Source organism: Streptomyces anulatus (assembly GCF_000721175.1).
Taxonomy (GTDB): Bacteria; Actinomycetota; Actinomycetes; order Streptomycetales; family Streptomycetaceae; genus Streptomyces; species Streptomyces anulatus_C.
On record NZ_JOEZ01000018.1, the window covers coordinates 167,288 to 188,724 of the forward strand.

At 70.1% G+C, this 21,437-nt stretch carries 6 protein-coding genes; 1 reads left to right on the forward strand and 5 read right to left on the reverse strand.

Features of this window, described 5'->3' with window-relative positions:
* Positions 1 to 168: 168 nt before the first annotated feature.
* The 5 genes from IG90_RS40770 to IG90_RS0122855 form a co-directional block, all read right to left on the reverse strand.
* On the reverse strand, positions 169 to 2,514 hold the full coding sequence (locus IG90_RS40770) for a competence protein CoiA family protein (protein ID WP_051860199.1): 2,346 nt from the start codon (positions 2,512 to 2,514) through the stop codon (positions 169 to 171).
* Positions 2,515 to 2,656: 142 nt separating this feature from the next.
* Positions 2,657 to 3,913, reverse strand: coding sequence for a hypothetical protein (locus IG90_RS0122840; RefSeq protein ID WP_030587529.1), 1,257 nt, complete (start codon positions 3,911 to 3,913; stop codon positions 2,657 to 2,659).
* 65 nt (positions 3,914 to 3,978) lie between these two features.
* A complete protein-coding gene (locus IG90_RS0122845) occupies positions 3,979 to 8,010 on the reverse strand; it encodes an Eco57I restriction-modification methylase domain-containing protein (RefSeq protein ID WP_030587532.1) in 4,032 nt (1,343 codons plus the stop codon).
* Positions 8,010 to 10,967 carry a DEAD/DEAH box helicase gene (locus IG90_RS0122850; protein ID WP_030587535.1) on the reverse strand — a complete coding sequence of 986 codons (2,958 nt, stop codon included), beginning with the start codon at positions 10,965 to 10,967 and terminating at the stop codon, positions 8,010 to 8,012. Before IG90_RS0122850 ends, IG90_RS0122845 begins: the two co-directional genes overlap by 1 nt.
* Before the next feature lie 50 nt (positions 10,968 to 11,017).
* Positions 11,018 to 17,314: a protein kinase domain-containing protein gene (locus IG90_RS0122855; RefSeq protein ID WP_030587539.1), complete on the reverse strand. Its 6,297-nt coding sequence runs from the start codon at positions 17,312 to 17,314 to the stop codon at positions 11,018 to 11,020.
* A gap of 339 nt (positions 17,315 to 17,653) precedes the next feature.
* Between IG90_RS0122855 and IG90_RS46065 the strand changes: the two genes are divergently transcribed.
* Positions 17,654 to 21,385 carry a sigma-70 family RNA polymerase sigma factor gene (locus IG90_RS46065; protein ID WP_233436060.1) on the forward strand — a complete coding sequence of 1,244 codons (3,732 nt, stop codon included), beginning with the start codon at positions 17,654 to 17,656 and terminating at the stop codon, positions 21,383 to 21,385.
* Positions 21,386 to 21,437 lie beyond the last annotated feature (52 nt).

Sequence of the window (21,437 nt, forward strand, 5' to 3'; positions counted from 1 at the left end):
CTGAACCCCCCTGCGATCCCCGTGCCCCTTTCTGCCCCGCCGGGCCCCGCGCGCCGGTCGGGCCGGTCGCGACGAAGTAGACGCCGGCTACTGCTCCCGCCGCACCGGACAGGGTGACGACGGCTGCGGTGGCGGCGATGCCGATCGCGAGGCGGCGACGGTTCGGTCTCATGGCCTCTCCTTCGGGGCATCGGCGGTGTGGGCGGCAGCACTGTATGTCGCGAACACTCGGGCCTGTTCCGTCTTCCGGAGCCGGCCCAGTTCGATGGGGCGCAGGCCGTAGGGCCGTCCGAGGCGTTTGAGGATGGCGTCGAAGTACGGCACGGGGGTGTGCTCGGAGGCGACCACGAGGGAGGACAGCAGCACTCCATAGGCGGGCGGGCTGTCAACGGCTACGAGGATCGATTCCCTGGCCTTGGCGGACAGGTCCGATGGCTTGAGCCCGGCGGCAGCGGCAAGCGTGTGCCAGCCCACGCAGACCTGGCGTTGGGCAGCGTCGATCAACGCCCGGCGAACGGCTACGGTCACGGCCGCCTTGGTAGTCCCGAGCTTGGACCAGTGCACGCGGTCCTCTTTTGCGGACGGAACGGCTGGGCTGCTCTGAGCCGTTGGTGCGGACCGTCTGCTGTGCGCGTATGCGCGGTCCAGGGCAACCCGCCAGGCCGCCTCCACTGTCGGCATGGCGGCGTCAGGTTCCCAGCCCAACTCGGCCAGTACGTCGCCGAAGAACGGTGCCGGGCCCGAGTCCTGGCGATCCGCCTTCACCAACGCCGACAACAGGCCACGGCTCGGTACGTAGGGCTTGTCCACTGCGGCCAGCAGCCTCACTTGGTCCTTCGCTGACAACGTGGAGTGCGAAATGCCCTGTCTGTTGATCAATGTTCTCCACTTGATGCGACTGCGCCCGTTGGCGACCTGGTTCAGATGTGCGCGGATCCGGCCCACGAGCTGGGCGTCGTTCCATAGACGGGTGGCGCTCTCCTTCAGAGAGGTGTTCAAGGACTGCTGTAGTTCCGGCGTTAACGCGTTCTGCGCAAGGGCGTACGCGGTCCTCCGTTCACGCTCCCAGACCTCCGCAACCTTTGCCTCGGACAGGTCGGACCTCCAGCCGAGACCCGCGAGGACCTCGGCGAAGTAGGGAGCGGGTGCCTCCGGGGTGTGTGCTGGCTTGACGAGTGCCGAGAGCACTGGTTTGCCGTCGGCCCGGGGATGGTCCACCTCGATGAGGAGGCGCACGCGTTCGTCCGGGGTGACGTCGCCGGGCGCCGCTCCGGCGTGGCTGATCAGCGTCTCCCAGTTGATGAGGCCGCGGGCGCGGGCGACGATGCCGAGCCTTGAGCGGAAGACGCGGATCGTCTCGGCCTCACCGAGGGGAAGTGGGCTGGGTGTTGAGGCGGCCGGTTCGGTCGTCGCGGGGGTGGCCGGGGGCGACTCGGGACGCGGAGATGCGGGGCGCAAGTCCGGCCAGCGGGAGTCGGTCTGCTGAGGTAGGGGCGACGCGCCGTCGGCGCGTATCAGCCAGGCGGGTCCGGAGGGGGGCGCTTCGGTGAGCGGCAGCAGGTGGGCTGAGGAGTAGATGATGTGCAGTTGGTGGGGAGAAGGGGCAGGGTGGGCATGCGGCAGGGTGATCCGGGCCCGAATGGCGGCCGAGCCGAGCGGCTGCAGGTCGGCCTCGTAGAGGCGTACGGCGGTGCCGTCCGGGTCAGTGTGCGATGCCGGGAGCTCGGTCGCTGCGGTGAAGGCGATGGTGCCCGGAGCCAGCGGGAAGGCCACGGGCGTAGGAGCCGGAACGGGCGTGCTGCTCGCGGGCGGTTCGGCGTCGAGGCTGGGCGTGATGACCCCCTCGTTCGACAGGCGGCACTCGGTGAGGGCCGACCACGCGAGGCTGTTGTCCGAGTACTGCGCGCCGACGTACACCTCGCGGGTATTGCCCTGGGTGCGGCAGGAGATGCGGATGGCATGTCCGGCGGCGTCCACCTCGTTGTGCGAGAGCCCGCAGTAGGGTCCGTACGCCCAGTGGACGTGGGTGTGCCGGTCGGCGAGGCGTTCGCGTGTCTCCTGCCACTCGCGGAGGGAGAGGCGGGCCAACTGGACCCGGATGAGCCGGGACCGGCCCTGACCGAACCGGACCTCGACGGCTCCACCGTGGACCGAACCGGGGTCCAGGTACGTGATGTCGGCGTCCTGGTACCCCTGGCGCAGTAGCCAGCGCCGTAGCGCCTGCCCGATGTACAGGTGATCTGCGCTGGCCTCACCGGTTTCCGTGCGGCGGCAGTGCACGGGCGGCCGGTGCGCGTAGTGGCACTTCTTCCCCGTGTACCGCTTCGGAGTCAACTTCTTGCCGCAGCCTCCGAGCAGGACGCCGCAGTAGAAGTCGTGGCGGGTCCGGCCCTGCATGAACGTGTCGAAGTCGTCGTGGTCGTAAGGGAGGAAGACCGGTACATCGGACCCTGCACGTCCGATGACGGCGGTTTGGACTTTGCGGGTGTCTCCCTCGTCGGGGAACGATGTCATTACGCGCCTCCGGGTGGGCGGTGAGTCAGGGCTGACAGCAGGAAGCGGTGCCGGCGATCGTCACGGCGGCCAGGTCACCCCGGCCCCGCCTCGGAAGCCGGAGAACGCCCGCTGGGCCGGCGCGCGTGAGCGGAAGGCTCGGTCAGCCTTCCGCTTCGCGTTCCTCCTCGTCGCCGCCCCCACCCCGGCGGCGCACTCGCTCAGCGATCCCGCTGGAGAGCCTGCCCGTAGTCGTTCTTGCTCGGTCGAGGGTCTCGTTGCCGAGGCTCTTGGCGGCACCGACGCCCTTCGCTCCTGATTCCAGCGCCTTGTCCCTTGCCTCCGCCGCCGCGACCGCCCATCGTCTTGCTTCCGAAGATTGGCGACCGGACTCGATCCCGAGCCGCCCGTGGAGGCCATGGATGCCGGTCACGACATGGTTGCTCGATTGAACGACGGCCGGGGACTTGGTCGGGTGCAGCAACACCTTCGCGTTTGCCTCACCTGCGGCCGTGTTCATCCGGGCCAGCAGACGCTCTGTACTCCGCGAGATGAGATCCAGGCGATTCTGCCGGGCGATCCGAATCCCGATGCGATGCCGGTCCAGTTCGTCCGGAGCCGCGTCTAGCACGCGGTCGAGTTCGAGCACCGCGATCGCGTCATTCAGTTGGAAGCAACGAGCCAGAACGGCGAGCCATTCCGGCGCCTTGGACTCGGCTTCCTTGGCCGCCGTCGCGAGATCACCGACCTTGGTCTTGCGCTCCATCTTCTCCGCGAGGGCGTCGAGTCGACGCAGCGCGTACGCCTGGGTCGACGCGATCGTCTCCGACGTGTTCTGCACCTTCGACCACGTGATCTCGGAGACCCGGCCCACCTGGTCCCTGATGGTCATGGCCTCCCCGATCACGAGTTCCACTCCGACCATGTCCGCCAACGCCTTGTCCTCCTGGGCGCGGAGCACGTCGGTGACCTTCTCGTCGATCGTGGCGAGGTAGTCGGTGATCTCGTCCATGGTTTGCTGCATCGCAAGCTGTGCCATCATTCCCGCGGCACCAGACAGACGCGCTGGGTTGGTCAGGAATGAGCCAGCCCCCTTGTCGACCTGAAGCCAGTTCTTGATGGATCCAGGTTTCCCCACCATCGCATGGCTGATCCCTGGCGTCTTGCTGTCCATCAGCCCGAACTTCTTCACACGCTGCGCGGACTCCTTGGTCAACTTCACCCAGAGGGCGGAATTGGCGGCAATATCCGAACCTGCCTGCGCGGCTGCAGCCCCGGTACCGAAGACGGACTTGAGCCTTTTCGGTTCACGGTCCTTTGACGACAGTCCCTCCGAGACGAGGAAACGTTCGACGTCCGCCGCGTTCCCGATGACCGCCAGTCCGTCACCGTCACTGATCAGCTGTATCTCGTTGTCCATTGCCCGCTCCTGAGTGGTTTCTCGCAGTTGAGAGTGGTCGGGACGCGTGCGGCGATCGCCGACGGTCAGGCGGGGTGTCGGGGGCCGTGGCCCGGGGGCGGGGTGAGGGTGGAGGTGTAGTTCTCGCCTTCGACGAGCGGGGTCTCCAGGGTGAGACCGGCGGCGGCCATGCGGTCGTACTCGGCGAGGATCAGTTCCTTGGTGCGGTACGAGCCGTACTTGGCCTCGTCCTTGCGGCGGACGATGGGGAAGGTGTCGAGGATGTAGTCGACGTCGTCGCGGGCTACGCCGTAGAGGTGGAAGAAGAGGGCGTCGAGTTCGGCGCGGATCACCTGTCGGCGACCCTCGTTCCAGCGGAACGGAGCGCCGGTATCACCGAGGTCGCTCGCAAATGCGGTGAGGTCGTGCGAGGTGAAAGTTAGCTCCAGTACTCGGGGGCTGATGAATTTCTGGAGGCGCGTAAGAATTCCAGGCAGCGGAACTGGAATTTGCTCGGACGTGCCTTTAGGGATACTGGGTTGGCTGAGGCTATTCCGCAACGCATAATCGTAAGGGAAGGAGTTGAAGCACGCCTCAAGGAGGGCGAGGTGATCTGCTGATGGGCCAGCAGATAGTATCCATCCGTAGGAAGCTGACCCCCAAGGGATGATTGCCGCAATGCAGGTGCGCTCGTCATTGCTTCGCGCCACACGTCGATGACCTAGCATTCCGGTAGTACAGTCGAAGCGGCGACGCGCGTGGCGGGCACGTGTATCTTCGAACGAGGTCCAATATTGCGGTTGTACTAGGTATTCGGCAGAGTCCAGTTGCGCGACAGTCGACTCGGGGCTTCCTGTTGAGTTACCGAATCGGTGAGAATACTGGTGTCCCATGCGTCCTTCGTAAAGGGGGAGCATCTCGTCCTCCCCCTTCCGGAATGTGTTTCCCTCGAGTGACCAGCCTTCCGATTCCAGGGTCTCGCGAGTATGGAGCAGATTGGAATCATGGGAGAGGTTGAACAAACCCTGCATGAAGGACACGCCCCATGGGTTCCCGCTTGGCTGCTCCGTCTTGATCATGACGGGGAAGCGTCGGTACATTCCGAGCGTGATCTCGGCATCCCGTCGGGACCTAAAGACTGGCAGCGTTCCGGTGTTCGGATTGAGCAGCCTGATCTCGTCCGGCGTCAGCGAGAACGCCTTATCCGGGTCGTCCAGCTCGGTCGTTTCGCGGAGGAAGAACGCGAACCTTGCTGCCGGTTCATGTAGAGACCGGCCCACGATAGACAGGATGCTGAACTTGAATGAGCGGTGCACGCCCGGGAAGAGGGGCGTAGCGTTCTCAAAGTCGTAAAGCACAGCGATCGACCCGCTCTGCACGAGGTCCTTGGAGAAGTACTGAGTCCTCGCATCAGTAGCGATCCCTGTCGGCACGATTACCCCTGCCCGCCCCTTCGGTCCGAGCAGGATGCGGTCCGTCTCTGTGAAGACCGAGTATGTGTTGAGGTTCCCTTGGCCAGTCAACGGAACCCGGCCCGAGCGCCGCAGGAAGTGGCTCTCGGCGTACACCTTCCGCTTACCCGCCTCGAACTCTTTGTACAACGGAAGCGTATCCGGCGAGTCCTTGAGCGCCTCGATCATCTTCTTGCGTACGGACGTACGGGATGCGTCGGCGATCTCTGGTGCGCGGTGGGCGAAGAACTCCTGCTCAGGGAATTCAACGCTGTCCCACGGCGGGTTACCCACCACGGAGTCGAAGCCGCCAGCCCAGCCCGTCGCAGAGGAAACTCCCCGGCCGTTCTCCGGAACGGAGAAGACCTCGGGGAATTCCAAGTGCCAGTGGAAGAAGGTGAACTGATCCCGTAGACGCTCGATCTCGACGCCGGTCTCTGCGGCGACACCCCCGCCACTTGGGTCCTCCAGCGCCTTGAACACCGAATGCGTCACCGCGCGCGGAGCGTCCGGCGTCTTGAGCCACACGAACGCCGCGCACCAGGCGTCGGCGACAAGCCGGGCCCGCTGGTACGCCGAGGAGCCGGCCCACTCCTCGTACGCCTCCTCCTGACGGCGCACGTCCGCCAACTCCTCCGCCTGAGCCAGCGTGATGGACCGAAGCCCTCTCGCGAAGACGGTGTTGGCGACCTGGACCGACTCGTCGCTGATGTCGAACAGGCTGCCCTGCCCGATCCGCTCCTGCTGGTTGATCTTCTCCAAAGCCTTCGCGTGCTTCTTGTCGTCGCCCTCGGTGGCGATGAACGCATCGTCGGGAATCCCGTCCCGCAGCAGCTTCGGCGTTGCCCCGATCAACCCATTGCCGTGCTTCACGTGCGCGTCCAGGAAGCCCAGCGGCTTCCCTGGCTCCAACGCCTCCAACCACAGCGACACCTTGGCCAGTTCCACAGCCATCGGGTTGAGGTCCACGCCGTAGATGCACCGGGCGACGACCTCATGCAGCGCATGCCGCACCGCGTCCAATGTCGGCTCGGGGTTCCGCTCCCGGACCGCCGCCACCTGCTTGGCGATGCGCCGTGCCGACGCCACCAGGAAGTGCCCCGATCCGCACGCCGGGTCGCACACCGTAAGCGACAGCAACTCGCCCACGATCGCGTCCGCCGGGTCGGCCGCCTTCGACTCCGACGCCGCCTCCTCGCCCCGCTTCACCGCGTCCCGTATCACCGGGTCCAGAGTCGAGTCCAACAAGCACTCGATGAGCGAGGACGGGGTGTAGTAACTACCTGTCGTCTTACGAGTGTTGCCCGCGACCTCGACCAGCGTGAACGTACGGTCGGCGGTGCTGTGCTTCGGCTCCAGCTCCAGCAGGGACTCGTACACGGAGCCCAGCTCCTCCGCGTCCAGGTGTCGGTAGTCGATCGCCCGCCAGCGCCCCGAGCTGCCGTCCCGCACCTGCGACAAGTGCCGTACGGCGGTCAACAGCGCCTCGTTCGACAGCTTCAGCCCACGCAACGGCGCATCCGCGTCCGTGTCGTTGAAGAGGCCGCCGAGACCGGGCAGGCCCAGTTCGGGGCGGCCCTTCTCGTCGCCGAGGGCGTCGAGGACGATGCGCAGGGCCTCGTACAGGTCACCGTGTGCCGTACCCCGCCGCTTCCTCGCGTGCGCACGCAGTCGGGCCGACGAGAAGTACGCCTCGTACCGCTCGCGTGCCTGCGGGTCCGCCTTCGGCGACAGCAGCGCGTCGCGGTCCTCCGCCACGAAGACGAACAGCAGCCGGTACACGAGCCGCAGCAAAGAGGCCTGAAGGGGCTTCGGGCGGACGTCCTCGCGCAGGGCCGTGTTCTCCGGGTGCCTGAGGAAGCCCGTACCCAGCGCGGTGATCGCGTCCTGGACGCCCTTGCGGAGCTGGTCCAGGGCGCGGGTGCCGGACGCGATGGCCTCCGTGCGCCACTTCTCCAGCCGGCACGCGGACGGCGGCGCGTCCTCCGCCACGTCGAACCGCGACACGTGCAGCACCCGGTACAGCAGCACGAACTCGCTGAACAGCTCGCCGTCGAAGATCGCTTCGAGGTCGAACTCGACGTACGAGGCCGTGGCCAGCGCGCTGGAGTCACGCAGCAGCCGTACCTGACGACCGTTCGTCAGAACGCCCCACAGGTGGGTCTCCGTGCGGTTCAGGCACTCCTGGAGCATCGACTGCGGCGGGACCGTGCCCACGCCGCCGGGGCGCTTGTCCAGGTTGGCGTTCCAGGGCGTCTGGTGGATCAGCGCGTGCTGCCATCGGTGGGAGACCGGGAACCTCTTCTCCGCGTCCGAGTCGGCGGCGATGCCCGCCGCCCCGACCTGCGTCAGCGGGCCGAAGCCGAGCTCTCGCCAGAGCGGGGCCAGCCAGTCACTGCCGGCACGACCGGTTGAATCGGCCGCCGGGTCGCCCGTCTCGCGGTCCTCGGGGAGGTGTTTGCGCAGCTCGCGCCAGAGCGGCTTCAGGTACTCCCAGCTGCGCTCGGCCTCGTCGCGTACCGATCGGGAGGACGGCAGGCCGTAGTCGGAGGGCTTCGAGCCGGCGACGTCCTTGCCCTCGGAGATCCGTACCAGCATGTCGGCGGGCAGCAGCCCCCCGACCGTGTGGACGGCGGTGAACACCTGGTTGCGGGTGACGGCGGACATCAGGCGGACACTCCAGGAGCAGCGGGGGCGGCGGCCGGGGCAGCGGCGGGGGCGGCGGGCAGGTACACGTACGCGCCGAGGACGTCGGCGGGCTTCTGCACGGTGACGGACAGGCCACGGACGATCTCGCCGGACGCCTGGCGCACCCGGCGGTGCGAGGCGTCCAGCTCCGCCGCCAGCTCCTCGCCGTACGACTCCAGATGGCCGTACACGTCGGGGAGTTGGCTGAGCAGGCGCGTCATCGTGCGCTCGGCGTAGTGGCGGTCCGTACTCTCCGACGCCGTTGCGTCGAGCAGGTCCCGTGCCCGCTCCGGCGGCAGCCACTCCGCCTTCCTCGCCGAGCCCTCGAAGGCGACCAGCCGGGCGTCCTCCGCGACCAGCTGCTTCTCGCCGCTGCGGGAGGGCAGCGTGAGGTGGAAGCGGTAGCGGACCAGGAGCAGGGTGGTGAGGGTGCCGACCGCGTCCGTGGTGACCACGCCGCAGCGGCGGGCCGGGCGGGCACCGTCCGCCTGGGTGTCCAGGGCGGCGTTCAGGACGTGGGACGCGAGGGCGCCCACGACCGGGTCCGTCCGTACCAGGGCCGCCTCACCGCGTGCCACCGCCGGGTCCGCGCGGAACGGGATCGGGCGGTCCTTCTCGATGACCTCCGCGCCGACCGTCGGGGCGAGCGCGTCCCGCAGGCCGATGGGCGTGCCGCCGACCTGGGCCGTGAAGTCCTCGCCGTCGCCGCGGAGTACGGCACCGAGCGCGCCCAGCGACTCCCGTACGAACGTGTCGACCTCGCCCGCGCCGCCCAGCGCCTCGCGGACCGCCGCGACCTCGCGGGCCACCTCCTGCGGATGCACGGAGCGCTGTGCGAACCGCGAGCGTGACGCCTTCTCGCGTTCTGCCGCCGAGTTCCAGTCGCTGTCCAGCTTCGCCGTGCTCACCTTGAACGCGTCCGCGCTGAACAGGGCGTCCTGGTCCTCGCGGCCCCGCATCAACAGCCACTCCACGATGGCGTCCGTGACGCCCGTCGACAGCTCGTCGGGTACGGAGACGGAGATGCCGAGGTCCTTCTTGATCTGGCGGTGCTTCTTGATGAGGACTTCGAGGACCTTGCCGTCGATGCCGTTGTCGTCGCCGTACAAGGTGATGACGCGGACCTGGTCCTTGCGCTGCCCGTATCGGTCGACGCGGCCCTCGCGCTGGTCGTGGCGGGTCGGGTTCCAGGCCAGGTCGTAGTGGACGACGGCGTCGAAGTGGTGCTGGAGGTTCACGCCCTCCGACAGACAGTCCGTCGCGATCAGGACACGGCGGGCGGCGGCGTCCCCGCCGGCCTCCTCGGCGAGCTTCTCGATGCGCTCCAGGCGCTGCTGCGGGGAGAGCGTGCCGGTGACCGCCTTGACGACGGTCCTGGCGCCGAGCGGGCCGCGCCTGCCGGACTCCTTGTCGTTCTCCAGCTGGGCGGCGAGGTACTCGGCCGTCGGGATGTAGCGGCAGAACACGATCGGGTTGTGGCCGTCCGCGAGCAGCGCCTTGAGGTGCTTGATCAGCGCCTTCAGCTTCAGGTCCTTCGCCGGACCTTCCAACTGCGCCGCGATGTCCGCGAGTTCGGCGAGGTGCGAGCGGGGGTCCTCGGTCGTCTCCGCGCCCGGCGCGACGTCCATGCCCTCCATCGCGTCACTGTCGGCCGCGTCGCTGTTGAGCGGGGCGCCCAGCTTGTCGGCCTCCTCCGCCGACGCGGCGATCGCCGCCGCCGAGCGGGTCCGCAGCGTCTGCGCGGCGGCGCGCGGGGACGACACCAGCGAGCGGAGCAGGGCGATCGCCGACCACCAGGCGATGCGCGCCTCCCGCTTGCCCTGACTGCCCGCCTGCTCGACGCGCTCACTCGCGTACGCGATCGCGTCGTCGAGCAGGGCCCGGTACTCCGGCGACAGCTTGTACGTCTCGTCCTTGAAGTAACGGTCCGAAGGGAACGCCGTCCGCTCCGCGAGGGAGTCGTCGGTCAGACCGTCCTCCTTGGTGAGGTACTGGCGTACGTCCGCCCGCTTACGCGCCACGAAGTGCTGGGCGAGGAGCTTCCTGCCCGCCTCCGAATCCAGGCTCACGTCGGCCAGTTCGGGCTTGACCAGGCCGAGGAGGTTGCGGAACGCCGACTCCTTGCCGCTGTGCGGGGTCGCCGTCACGAGCAGCAGGTGCCGGGTCTCGTCCTGCGCGACGCGGCGCAGCAGTTCGTAGCGGAGCTGGTTCTGCGAGGCCGTCGAGGTGTCGTCGGCGACGACGCAGGTGTGGGCCTCGTCGACGATCACCAGGTCCGGGCAGTGACGTACGAAGTCGTCGCGGTGGCGCGGCGACTTGATGAAGTCCGTCGAGACGATCACGTGCGGGTACTTGTCGAAGAGGGACTGGCCCAGGTCCAGGCCCCGTTCGAGGCGCGAGACCGTCGAGGAGAGGACCAGCTCCGCGTCGATGCCGAACTTCGAGCGCAGCTCCTGCTGCCACTGCTCGGCGAGCGCGGGCGAGCAGAGGACCGCCAGGCCGGTCGCCTCGCCCTGCGCGAGGAGTTCGCTCGCGACCAGGCCCGCCTCGATCGTCTTGCCGATGCCGACATCATCGGAGATCAGCATCCGGACCGTCTTCTGCCGCAGGGCCATCAGAAGAGGAACCAGCTGATACGCGCGCGGCTCCACCGCGATCCCGGCCAGCGACCGGAACGGTCCCGCGCCCGAGCGGAAACCGACGCGCAGCGCCGTACGCAGCAGGCCCGCCGCCCGCTGGTCGCCGAGGTCGCCCGGCTCCGGCGGCGCGAACTTCGCCTCGTCCACCGCCTCGAACGCCGGGAACACGGCGGCGATGTCGTCATCCGAGCCGCCCAGCGGACGCAGGACGAGCAGATCGGGCCTGCTCTCGGGAAGCACGACCCATTCCCGGCCGCGGGCCTTCACCAGGGAACCGGCGGAGTACGTGAGTGCCATGTGAGTCTTCGAGTCCTCGTGTTGGGTCCGACCGGATGGGGCGGGGGCGGTCAGCTTGCGGCCGGAGAGCCGAAGTAGCGGGCGTTGGCGGCGGCGACGGCGTCCCAGTCCGCGCCGTGCGCGAAACGGATCACGTCCCAGCGGGCGTTGAACAGGCGGTCCTCGGCGTCCTCGTCACGGGAGCTGTCCCGCTCCCTGTCCGGCAGGTCCACGAAGACGGCCACGTTCACACCGGGCAGGCGGTAGACGAAGTCGGGGGTCGCCATCGCCTCGGTGAGGAACGAGCCCGGCTCGTCCGGCAGTCGCAGGCCACGCGCCTTCGCCCACCCCAGGAAGTCGCCCTGAGCCGCAAGCTCGGCTGCGGCCGTCTCGAGGGCCGTCGGCTCGGCGGGGGACCGGTCGAGCAGCCGCCGGTACTGCTCCGAACGCGACTCGCCGCGCGACTCGCGCCGGGCCGTCGCCGTCGCGAACCGCACCAGCAGGTCCCGCACCGAATGCCGGTCGATCAGGGCGTGGTTGAGCTGGTTGCCGTACGTCAGCAGACACTCGTAGCAGCCGCGCGCGCACGGCCGGTCCGGATGCGGGCCTCCCTGATCGGCGCCGTCCGCGTCGAAGTGGCAGATGTCCAGGGCGCGTACGGCGGCCTTCGCCAAGGCGTCGGGTTCGGCCTGGAGGCGGCGCAGCACACCCGCGCCGCCCTCGGCGGCCTCCGTGAACAGGACGCGGTTTCGGGGACCGTCGTCCGGCGGCAGCAGCTCGCTGGACAGCTCGGCGTCCTCCAGCTCGAACGCGGCCTCGACGCCCCGCTCCAGGGCGTACATCAAGGAGAGCGCGACCGGCTCCGGCAGCGGCTCGTCCAGGGTGACGACAAGGATGTTGCGGCGGTCCTCCACGTACGGGATGACCCGCTTCTTGCGGCGCCGCTCGTTGCCGTCCGCGTCGATCACCGGCAGCTCGCTGGAGTCGCCGGACGCCTCGGAGGCGGCCTTGTCGTTCATCCAGCGGCCGTCCGCGAGGTCCAGCCAGTACCCGGCCGGCTCGTCGCTCCTCGCGCGCACCCGGCCGGTGTTGGTGATGCGGACGGTCGCCGAGTCGCCGTACGCCACGTCGGCGAGCGGCGCGCCCGACGCGTCGGTGACCGCCGCGTTCAGGCGGCCCTTGCGGGTGCCGTGGTCCTGGAAGCGGTACGACGTCTCCAGCTTGAAGCCGGCGCGGCGCCGCTCCTCCTCGTCGGAGGAGATCCGCTCACGGCGGGTGGTGTACACGGTGTGCAGGTGCAGCAGACCGTACGTCGCCGCGCCCAGCGGCTCGTGGCACATGGCGCAGCGGTCCTCCAGCTGCTCCGGATCGTGGTGGTAGCCGCAACCCGCGCAGCGGCGGGCCTCGCTGGTCGCCAGCTCGCCCGAGGAGTCCGGCGGCAGCTGGATGCGGGTCACCTGGTAGCGGGCGCCCTCGTGGTAGATCAGCGAACCCGGACCGAACTCGCGGATCGCGAGGAAGCGCGGCCGCTGGAGGTAGTCGCCGTCCCCGCGGCGGCGGCCCACCGTCGGAATGTACGCGGCGAGCGGGAGCCGCGGGAAGCTGTAGCCGGGCAGAAAGCCCTCGGACGCGAGATAGCGGTACGGGTTGAAGTCGGAGAGGACCGACTTGCTGTCGACGCTCTCGTTCATCAGCAGGTTCAGCTGTGTCTCGGCCTCGCGGCGGCGGGCGTTCGCCCGGACGCGGTCGCCCTCGGTGAGGCTGTAGTCCAGGCGGCGCCTGTTCTGGATGTACTGGTCGTCGAGCGCGGAGCGGAACAGCTGCCGCCAGCGGTCGAAGGCCTGGTCGAAGCGGGTCGACACCGTCGCCACCCGGTCCTGGATCCAGTCGTCGTGCCACCAGGTGGTGTCGGCGAAGTCGGGCAGGAGCGGGCCGAGGACGCGCAGGGCCGCGTCGACGGTGCGGCGCCGGGCGCTCTCGTCGAGGGAGGCGGCGAGGATGTCCGGCAGCAGCCCCAGCGCGGGGTTCGGGCGCTCCCCCGTGTCCGGATACGACACGTCGAGCACCTCGGGGACGGCACGGCCCAGCTTCAGGCCGGCCTCCGCGATCCAGATGCCCTGGAGGTGGGAGAGCACCAGGTCCTCGTTGGCGAGGTCCAGGCGCGGCGGGGCGACGGCGCCCGCGACCATGCGCTCCGAGCGGCGGAAGTAGTACTGGTCGTGGCTGTTGCCCGTCGCGCAGTACGTGGTCACGAGCGCGGGCTGGCCGCTGCGGCCCGCACGGCCCGAGCGCTGCGCGTAGTTCGCGGGCGTGGGCGGCACGTTGCGCATCATCACCGCGTTGAGCTGGGAGATGTCGACGCCCAGCTCCATCGTCGGGGAGCAGTACAGCAGCTTCAGCTCCGCCTTGCGGAAGGCCTCCTCGCGCTGCTCCCGCTCCTGAGGCGAGACCTGCGCGGTGTGCTCGCGTGCGAACAGGCCGGACAGGGTGCCCGCCGCGTCCTTGTACAGGTCGCGGAAGAAGGTGTTGACGCGCGGGCCGTCGCCGCTCTGGTAGGTGCGGGTCAGCGGGTCGTGCGTACCCCTCTCGCCCCTGCCCGCACGCCAGACGAGGGACTGGGCGGCCACCCGGTAGCCCGTCGCGGCCGGGGCGGAGGACCTGCGGTAGCGGCCCGCGCGCTGCGGCGCCTCCGTCACCTCCTTCACCAGTCCCGCCTTGGCCAGGACCTTCAGCAACTCCTCGATGACCAGCTGGAGACCGGCCGGGTCGAGCGTCCTGAACGACGTGTCCGCACGCCGCAGGTACTTGCCGAACTTGCCGCGCGCCGACAGGAACAGCGCCGAGCGGTCCATGCCCGGACGGGACGGGTGCGGATAGGCGGTCCCGACCTTCGGCCTGTCGGCGGCGGACAGCACCCACGGGTCGATCAGCCGCTCCTCGCTCGCCCGCTGGAGCGAGTCGAAGTCGTCACGGAAGTACGAGACGTCGATGGCGAGGGACCGGCGCATCTCGTTGAGCAGCGCCTTCGTGACCTCGGCCCGCAACGCCGGGTCGGCGTCGCGCAGCGCCTCGTGCGTCCCCGCCCACCGGTCCTGCTCGGCCGCCACCCAGTCCAGGTCCTCGTAGCCGATCTCCAGCAGACCGGTCTGCTCCAGGTTCGGCATGGTGATGCGCCAGCCGCGCTCCAGATCCAGATACAGCCGGAACGCGATCACGTCACGGAGGGTCTTGGCGGCGTTGCGGGCGAGGGAGGGCGGCAGATCGCTCTCGCCGGTGTAGTCGGCCGGCCCGATGGCGAGCGCGTTCGTCACCGACGAGGCCAGCTCCTCGTGGTGGACACCGTCCTCGCCCGCGTCCAGAGCCGCCCGGTACAGGGCCCCGCGCAACTGCGTGATCTGCACGAAGTCGTTGAAGTGACCCGCCTGGAGGGACGCGTCCTGCCGGTTGTCGACGAACGTGAGGAGCTTGCGCGCCTCCTTGTCCAGGCTCTCCTCCGGCACCGACTTCAGCGAGCGCACCACCGACGCGGAGATCAGCGAGGTCGCGGAGGACCGGCCCTCCTGGTCGAGCGTCGCCAGCTTCGCGAAGTCCCGGCCGCGCGTCTGCTCGTACGCGACCCCGCAGTGCAGACAGAAGAGGAACGGGGAGGGGACGAACGCGGCCTGGAGTTCGCCGCTCCCCTCGCGGCCCAGCGGATCGACGGTGACGGCACGCGGCACCCGGTCGCGGTACGACTTCTTCACGACCTCCTGGCCCTTGTCGTCCAGCTCCAGCCAGGACTCGGGCAGCCGGCGGTCGTCCACGGCGTACTGCACGTCGGACGGCCACGCCCGTTCGTGGTCGACGTACAGATAGCCGTCGCCCTGCCGCCCGCCCGTCGCCGAGGTGTCCCGGCGGGCCTCGTACCGGACCTCGCCGTCCCGCTCGGTCCGCCACACCGTCAGGTACTCCTGGCCGCACTCCCGGCAGAACGCCAGCGGCATCAGCAACTTGCCGTCGCTGCCCGGCTGTTCGAGCTGGTACGAGCGGGTGAGATGGCGGGTGGGTTTGTCCTCCAGGGTGACGTACACGGTGTCGCCCTTGGAGAGGAACTGGTGCAGCCGGAAGGCGAACAGGGGCCGCTCGGTCACCGGGTGGCGCGCCTGCGAACCTGCCTCCAGGGTGGCGCGGATCGCGGCGACGCACCGGTCCTCGGCGACTCCGGTCCGCTCGTGCAGCTCCCTCGCCGCGACCTCGATCTTCGTGGGCCGCTGCCGGACGAGCCGCCCCGTGGCCCCGTCGGTGGCCAGACCGAAGCGGGTCTCGATCCAGCGGGCCAGCGGGTCACGCACGAGATCGTCGTACGCGCGCGGCGCGGCGGGGGAGCCCAGGCGCTCGGCGGGCACGGTGTCGGGCGCCTCGTGGGTCGCGCGGACCAGGGTCTCGCCGATGACGTGCTCCGGGCGCACCGGCGTGCCGAACAGGGTGCTCGCCACCCCGGCGACGACCTTCTTCTGGTCGTCGAGCGTGCCCTCCGTCGACATGGTGGCCGAGGTGCCGATGCACTGCAGGTCCTGCGCCTGGCAGGCCTCGCGGACCCGGCGGATCAGCAGGGCGACGTCGGCGCCCTGCCGGCCACGGTAGGTGTGCAGCTCGTCGAAGACCAGGAACTCCAGGCCCCGCGCCATCCTGATGAGGCTCGCCCGGTCGGCCGGGCGGGTCAGCATCAGCTCCAGCATCACGTAGTTGGTGAGCAGGATGTCCGGCGGGTTGTCGCGGATCTCCTTGCGCTTCTCGTCGTCCTCCTGGCCTGTGTACCGGGCGAAGGTGACCGGCTCGCGACCCGCGCCGTAGCCGTCGCGCAGGTACTTCTCCAGCTCCTTGAGCTGGCTGTTGGCCAGCGCGTTCATCGGGTAGACGATGATCGCCCGCACCCGCTTGGGGGCGTTCGGCCCCTCGGTGTCCCGCTGGTGGAGCACCTTGTCCACGATCGGGACGATGTACGCGAGTGACTTGCCGGACCCGGTGCCCGTCGTCAGGACGTACGAAGCGCCGGACGCGGCGGCGTCGACGGCCTCGCGCTGGTGCTGGTGGAGTGTCAGCGGGCGGCCGTCGGGAACGGTCCCGCCCTCGGTCTTCCTCGCCTGGAAGATGCGGGCGCACTCGTCGTGCAGGACCTTCTGCCCGGCGAGTTCGACCACCGTGCCGCCGCTCTGGAAGAACGGGTTCAGCGACAGCCACGGGTCGGGCCACTGCGACTTGCTGTTGAGGTCGTCCTCGACGAACGCCGCGACGCGGTCGTCACGGATGACGGTGCCGCCCTCGGTGAAGGAACGGTAGTCCCTGATGAGTGTGCGGTGGACGCCGAAGACGTCCATGCCCGCGCCGGACGCGGTGACCGGAGCCGGCTCCCGCTTCGGCGGGCGGGCCTGCCGGGCGGGGGCCTGGGCGGCGGAAGCGCGCAGCGGGCGGGTCGGGTCCAGGGCGCCCCAGTGCGGCAGCCGCGGGGTGTCCCCGTCCCGCCCGGCCGGCGGAAGCAGTGCGTCCCGTACGGCCACGGCGTCCGCGGGACGGGCCGCCGGGTCCTTGGCGAGCAGGCGGTCGACGAGCCGGGCGAGCTCCGCGGGGATCTCGCTGCGGATGAGGGTGATGGGCGTCGGGTCCTCGCGCGTGTGCTTGACCGCGAGGTCGAAGGGCGATTCGCTGGTGAACGGCGGTACGCCCACGAGCATCTCGTAGAGCACACATCCCAGTGCGTACAGATCGGCGGCCTGCGTGACCTGCTTGGCCTCGAACTGCTCGGGAGCCATGTAGCGGGCGGTGCCCACGCTGACGCCCGTGCTGGTCAGCCGGGCCTCGTCCGGGTCGTCGACGATGCGGCCCATGCCGAAGTCGAGGACCTTGACGGTGCCCCCCTGCGTCAGCATGACGTTGGCGGGCTTGAGGTCGCGGTGGACGACCTCGGCGGCGTGCGCGGCGGCGAGACCGGAGGCGATCTGGGCACCGATCGCGGCGGCCCAGCTGACGGGGAGCTGCCGTTCCTCCGCGATGAGGTCGCGCAGAGTCTCGCCGCTCAGGAACTCCATCGCGAGGTAGGGAAGGCCGTCCTGGCCGCCCGCCACACCACCGGCGACGATCCGGGTGAGGTTGGGGTCGTCGAGGCGACGCATGATGCGCACCTCGCGGGCGAAGCGCTCGGCGGCCTTGAGGTCGGTGCCCGTGCCGATCCGGATGCCCGTGCGGCGGCGCAGGATCGTCTTCACGGCGACCGTGCGCTCAGGAGTGCCTTCGGCGGCCTGGAGATCCTCGGCCCGGTGCACCTCACCCATGTTGCCCTTGCCGATGACGTGCCCGATGCGGAACCTGCCGTCCAGCAGCTCCTGGCTCACTGCCGCTCCCCTCGTCCTCTGCCGTCTCGTTCCCGCCCCCGCGCGTGAGGGTGAGGAAACGGAACGTGCCCCCTGCATACGTTGCCGCACCGCTCATCGTGGCAGAGCGGAGGTGCGGTGTCCGCCACCGTACACGAAGTGGGCTTAGTTCGATGGCTAGTCAGTCTGTTGACATCGTAAACGCGTCGCCATATGCTCTGCGGTGTCATCGGGTAGGGGGTGGGTGGTGTGAGGCACCAGTCCGTCGGAGAGCGTGGGGCGCCAGGTGGCGCGTCTGAGCGGGAAGCGGGCCGCGCCGCTGGGGAGGCGGAGGGCGCCCAGTCGGGTCGTGGCCCCGGAATGAGGGCCGCTCTGACGGGATTGCTGGCCCGTCTGCGCCATGCGGCGCTCGACGGCGCCGTGCCGGAATCCGTGTTCCTGGAGCAAGCCGGCTTGCTGGGGCTCGGTGACGTCGAGCGGGAACGGCTTCGCGAGGAACTGGCGAGGTTGGGGCTGCCCGTCCTGGCGGCGGTGGTGCATGCAGACGGTGACGGTCCGCATGCGGAAAAGGTTGTACGGATCGGTGACGAAAACGTGTCCAGCCACGCTTTTCCCGCTGACGACGTGGTTCGGGCGCTGCTGAGCCGGTACGCCGACCCCGAGGGCTACGTGACCCCTCGCGCCCTGGATGGCGTCGCCCGTCTGGCCGGACTCGGTGCGCGGGACGCGGCGGCCCTGCGGGCCGGGGCGCGCGTACGGGGCGGGGGCGCCGCAGCGGCCGGAGCGGCGGTGACGAGCACGGAGACCGCGGCCGGTCTCCCCGACGTCGAGGAGCACGCGCCGGAGGGCGGTGCGGAGGACGAGCCCTTCCCCTTGCGAGAGACGGAGACCGGAGAAGGCGTCGGGGACCTCGCGGCCGCGGCTGCCGCCGCGCTGACCGTCCTGGAGAACGACCGCTTACGCAGGCGGCCGGAGACGCGTCTGCTGAGTGCCGAGGCGGAAGTCGGACTCGCCGTGTTGCTACGGGGCGGACCGGACCGCATGGCGGAGGAACCCGACGACGACACACTGAGCGGCCTGCCACCCGACGACATCCGGATCCGCGCCCGGGACTGTCTCGTCCTGCACAACCAGCGACTCGTGCACAAGATGGTGCCCCGGTATCTGGAACAGGGGCTGGACTACGACGACCTGTTCCAGCACGGCGCGCTGGGGCTGATGCGGGCGGCGCGGAAGTTCGACCCGGCCAAGGGCTTCAAGTTCTCGACGTATGCGACCTGGTGGGTCCGCCAGTCGATCAGCCGGGCCATCGCTGACGAGGGCGCCGTCATCCGCATCCCGGTCCATATGCACGAACAGGTTCGCAAAGTGGCGTTGGCGGAGCGCACCCTCGCGACACAGGGGCGGCCCGCCGGAGTCGCCGACGTGGCCGTGTACTGCGACATGACCCCGCAGAAAGTCGAGGAAGCCCGGAAGCTGAGCAGGCGCACCGACTCCCTCGACCGGGTCATCGGGGACGGGGTCACCCTGGGCGACTTCATCGGGTGGACGAACCCACTGCCGCCGGTGGAGAAGGGTGTGCTGGACACGATGCTGCTGGAGCAGGTCAGGAGTGTGGTGGACACGCTCTCCGAACGCGAGGCCCACATCCTCGTCCGGCGCCTCGGCCTGGACGGGGACGAGCCGTCGACGCTGGACGAACTGGGGCGGCAGATCGGACGGACCCGCGAGCGCGTCAGGCAGATCGAGTCGAAGGCCAAGAAGAAGCTCCAGTACCGGTTGGCGGAGGCCGGACTTACCGCCGCGTACCGGTACGACGGGGACCTCGGAGAGGAACCGGGCACGGCCGGGGAACCGGCCGGCAGCGGAGCGGGGGCCGGAGCGGGGGCCCGGGAGGAGGGTTCCGAGGCGCAGCGGGTGCCCGACACGCTGCCCGACCCCGCACCGGAGCAGGCTCCGCCGGCAGTGATGGCACAGTCCGTCGAAGCGGGGGAGACGCCGGACGGCGAACGCCCCGACGAGCACATGCCGGCCGAGCCCGGCGAGCACACCGCACCTGGTGAGGCGTTGACGGACTCTGCGACGGATACACCGTCGGAGACTCTCACCGCACGCGCGGTTGAGCCGGAGGAGCCGGAGGCCCGTCGGCCCGCGGTGCGCTCGGACGATCCCCCACCGGTGACGGAGCAGGGGCTTGGACCAGTGGCCGAAGCGCACGATGCCGAGTCGGGTACCGGGCTGGTCCCGAGGCCGCGCACGGAGCCGGTGCCGGAGTCCGCGCCGGAGCGTTCACGCTCGGCGCAGGCGGTCACTGGGGCGAGCGGGCCGTCAGTCCCTGAGCCGGTGGCTCCCGAACCCCCGCAGTACACGGCGGACTGGCAGAAGGCGCTGCGGATGCCGACCGAGTTCGGCGGGGGAGTGGCGTGGCTCGCCGAGTACGCGCTGCTGGCGCTGGGGCGTGCGCAGCTCACCGTGCTGCTCGGTCCGTCCTCGGCCGACGCCGTCGCGCGTGCCGCGCGGGACAGGGGGGTTCTCGACCGGCCGGTGACAGTGGCCCTGGAGGTGTTACGGCGCGTGTTCGACGCCGTGAAGGAGGCCGGGCTGCGGCCGGAGGACTTCTTCGAGAAGCCGGCGCAGGCACTGGCAGGCATGACTCCGCGCGCGTACCTGGCGGCCAGGCCCCTGGTGCTGAGCGAGTCGCGCATCGCACTGCGCGACGCCTTGCGGGACTTCGTCGCCGAGGTCCCGCTGCGGGCCGACCAGGGAGCGGCGCCCGCCGACAGTTCGCCGGGCAGCCTCGTGGCGGGGCCTCGTTCAGAGCCGGTTCCAGGGCCCGCGGACAGCGCGGAGGTGTGCGCGGCCGGAGTGCCGGGCGAGGTCATAGCGGCCTCACCCGACGGCCCTCGGGCGGACGTGTTCAGCCCTTCATCGCAGTCGCCGGACTCGCCGGACTCGCCGGACTCGCCGGACTCGCCGGACTCGCCGGACTCGCCGGACGAGGACCGGCCCGGGGCGGCCGGCGGGGAGGGGCCGCTCGAAGCACGCCGCGACCAGGTGGACACAGAGGCCAGGACCGTGCCGGCCGGCGAGCGGCCCGAGGACGACATCCCGCCCCTCAGAGGGGGCAACCCGGCGGCCGGCCACAGTAGTGCTGACGCACCGACGGCCCAGGAGCAGCCTGTGTCTCTGCTCAAGGCCGGGCGCCGATCCGCGCCCGCCGGGACCCCCGAGGAGATGTCCCGGGCCCGGACCGCGGACCGGGGCACCGGGTGGGGGGAGGCGGAGCCCGACGACGAACGGCCTGCCACCGACGTACGCCGTGCATACGAGGCCGAGCTGGTGCGCGAACGGGACGAAGCCCGGCGGCAGCTCGCCGAGGAGCGGCTGGCCGCCGAAGCCCGGCACGTCGCCGCCCTCGCGGACACCGAGCGGCAGCTCGACGCCTTGGAGGAGACGCTGCTGCGCCGAGCGGACAGGGCGTTGCTCCACAAAGAGCAGCACCTGCGCGCACAGGCCGAGGAGCGGATCGCGCGCCTTGAGGACGGGCATCGCGACGCGCAGCGGCCCCTGGTCGAGCGGGCCGAACACGCCGAGCTGCGGGAACGCGCGGCACGGACGGCGCTGGCCGCGGCCGGCGAGCGCGGTGCCCGGGCGGAGCAGCGCGCCAAGGACGCTGAGCAGCTCGCCCGCACGGCCGAGCAGCGCGCGAACGATGCGGAGCAGAGGGCGAGCACGGCCGAAGAACGGGCGGCGGTGCTGCACATGCGAGCGAACGAAGCCCAGCGGCGGGCGGAGGGAACCGGCCAGCGGCTTCGGCGCTACCGCGAGGAAGGGGAGGCCCGCATCGCGGGCCTTGAGCAGCGGCTACGGCAGGCGGAGGCCCTGCTCGCCGAACGCGACAGGACTCTGCGGGCCGCCCAGCAGCAGGCATCGGCTCAGGTGGCGGCGGCCGAACAGCGGGCAGCGGCGCGGATCGCCCGGACCGAGCAGGACGCCCGGGCTCGCATCACCGAGCTGCAGCAACAACTCGCCACCGAACGCGAAGCAGCCGTGGACCGTCCCACGCTTCGGGACCGCTGGCGCCGGTCCTGACACCGGACTCCCGGCCTCGCGCGACCCACACCCCGCACCACCCGTACCGCTT

Excerpts from the sequence above, each read along its gene's own strand:
- IG90_RS0122850 (WP_030587535.1), bottom strand. The coding sequence starts at position 10,967 with ATGGCACTCACGTACTCCGCCGGTTCCCTGGTGAAGGCCCGCGGCCGG.
- IG90_RS46065 (WP_233436060.1), top strand. The coding sequence starts at position 17,654 with ATGAGGGCCGCTCTGACGGGATTGCTGGCCCGTCTGCGCCATGCGGCG.
- IG90_RS0122840 (WP_030587529.1), bottom strand. The coding sequence starts at position 3,913 with ATGGACAACGAGATACAGCTGATCAGTGACGGTGACGGACTGGCGGTC.
- IG90_RS0122845 (WP_030587532.1), bottom strand. The coding sequence starts at position 8,010 with ATGTCCGCCGTCACCCGCAACCAGGTGTTCACCGCCGTCCACACGGTC.
- IG90_RS40770 (WP_051860199.1), bottom strand. The coding sequence starts at position 2,514 with ATGACATCGTTCCCCGACGAGGGAGACACCCGCAAAGTCCAAACCGCC.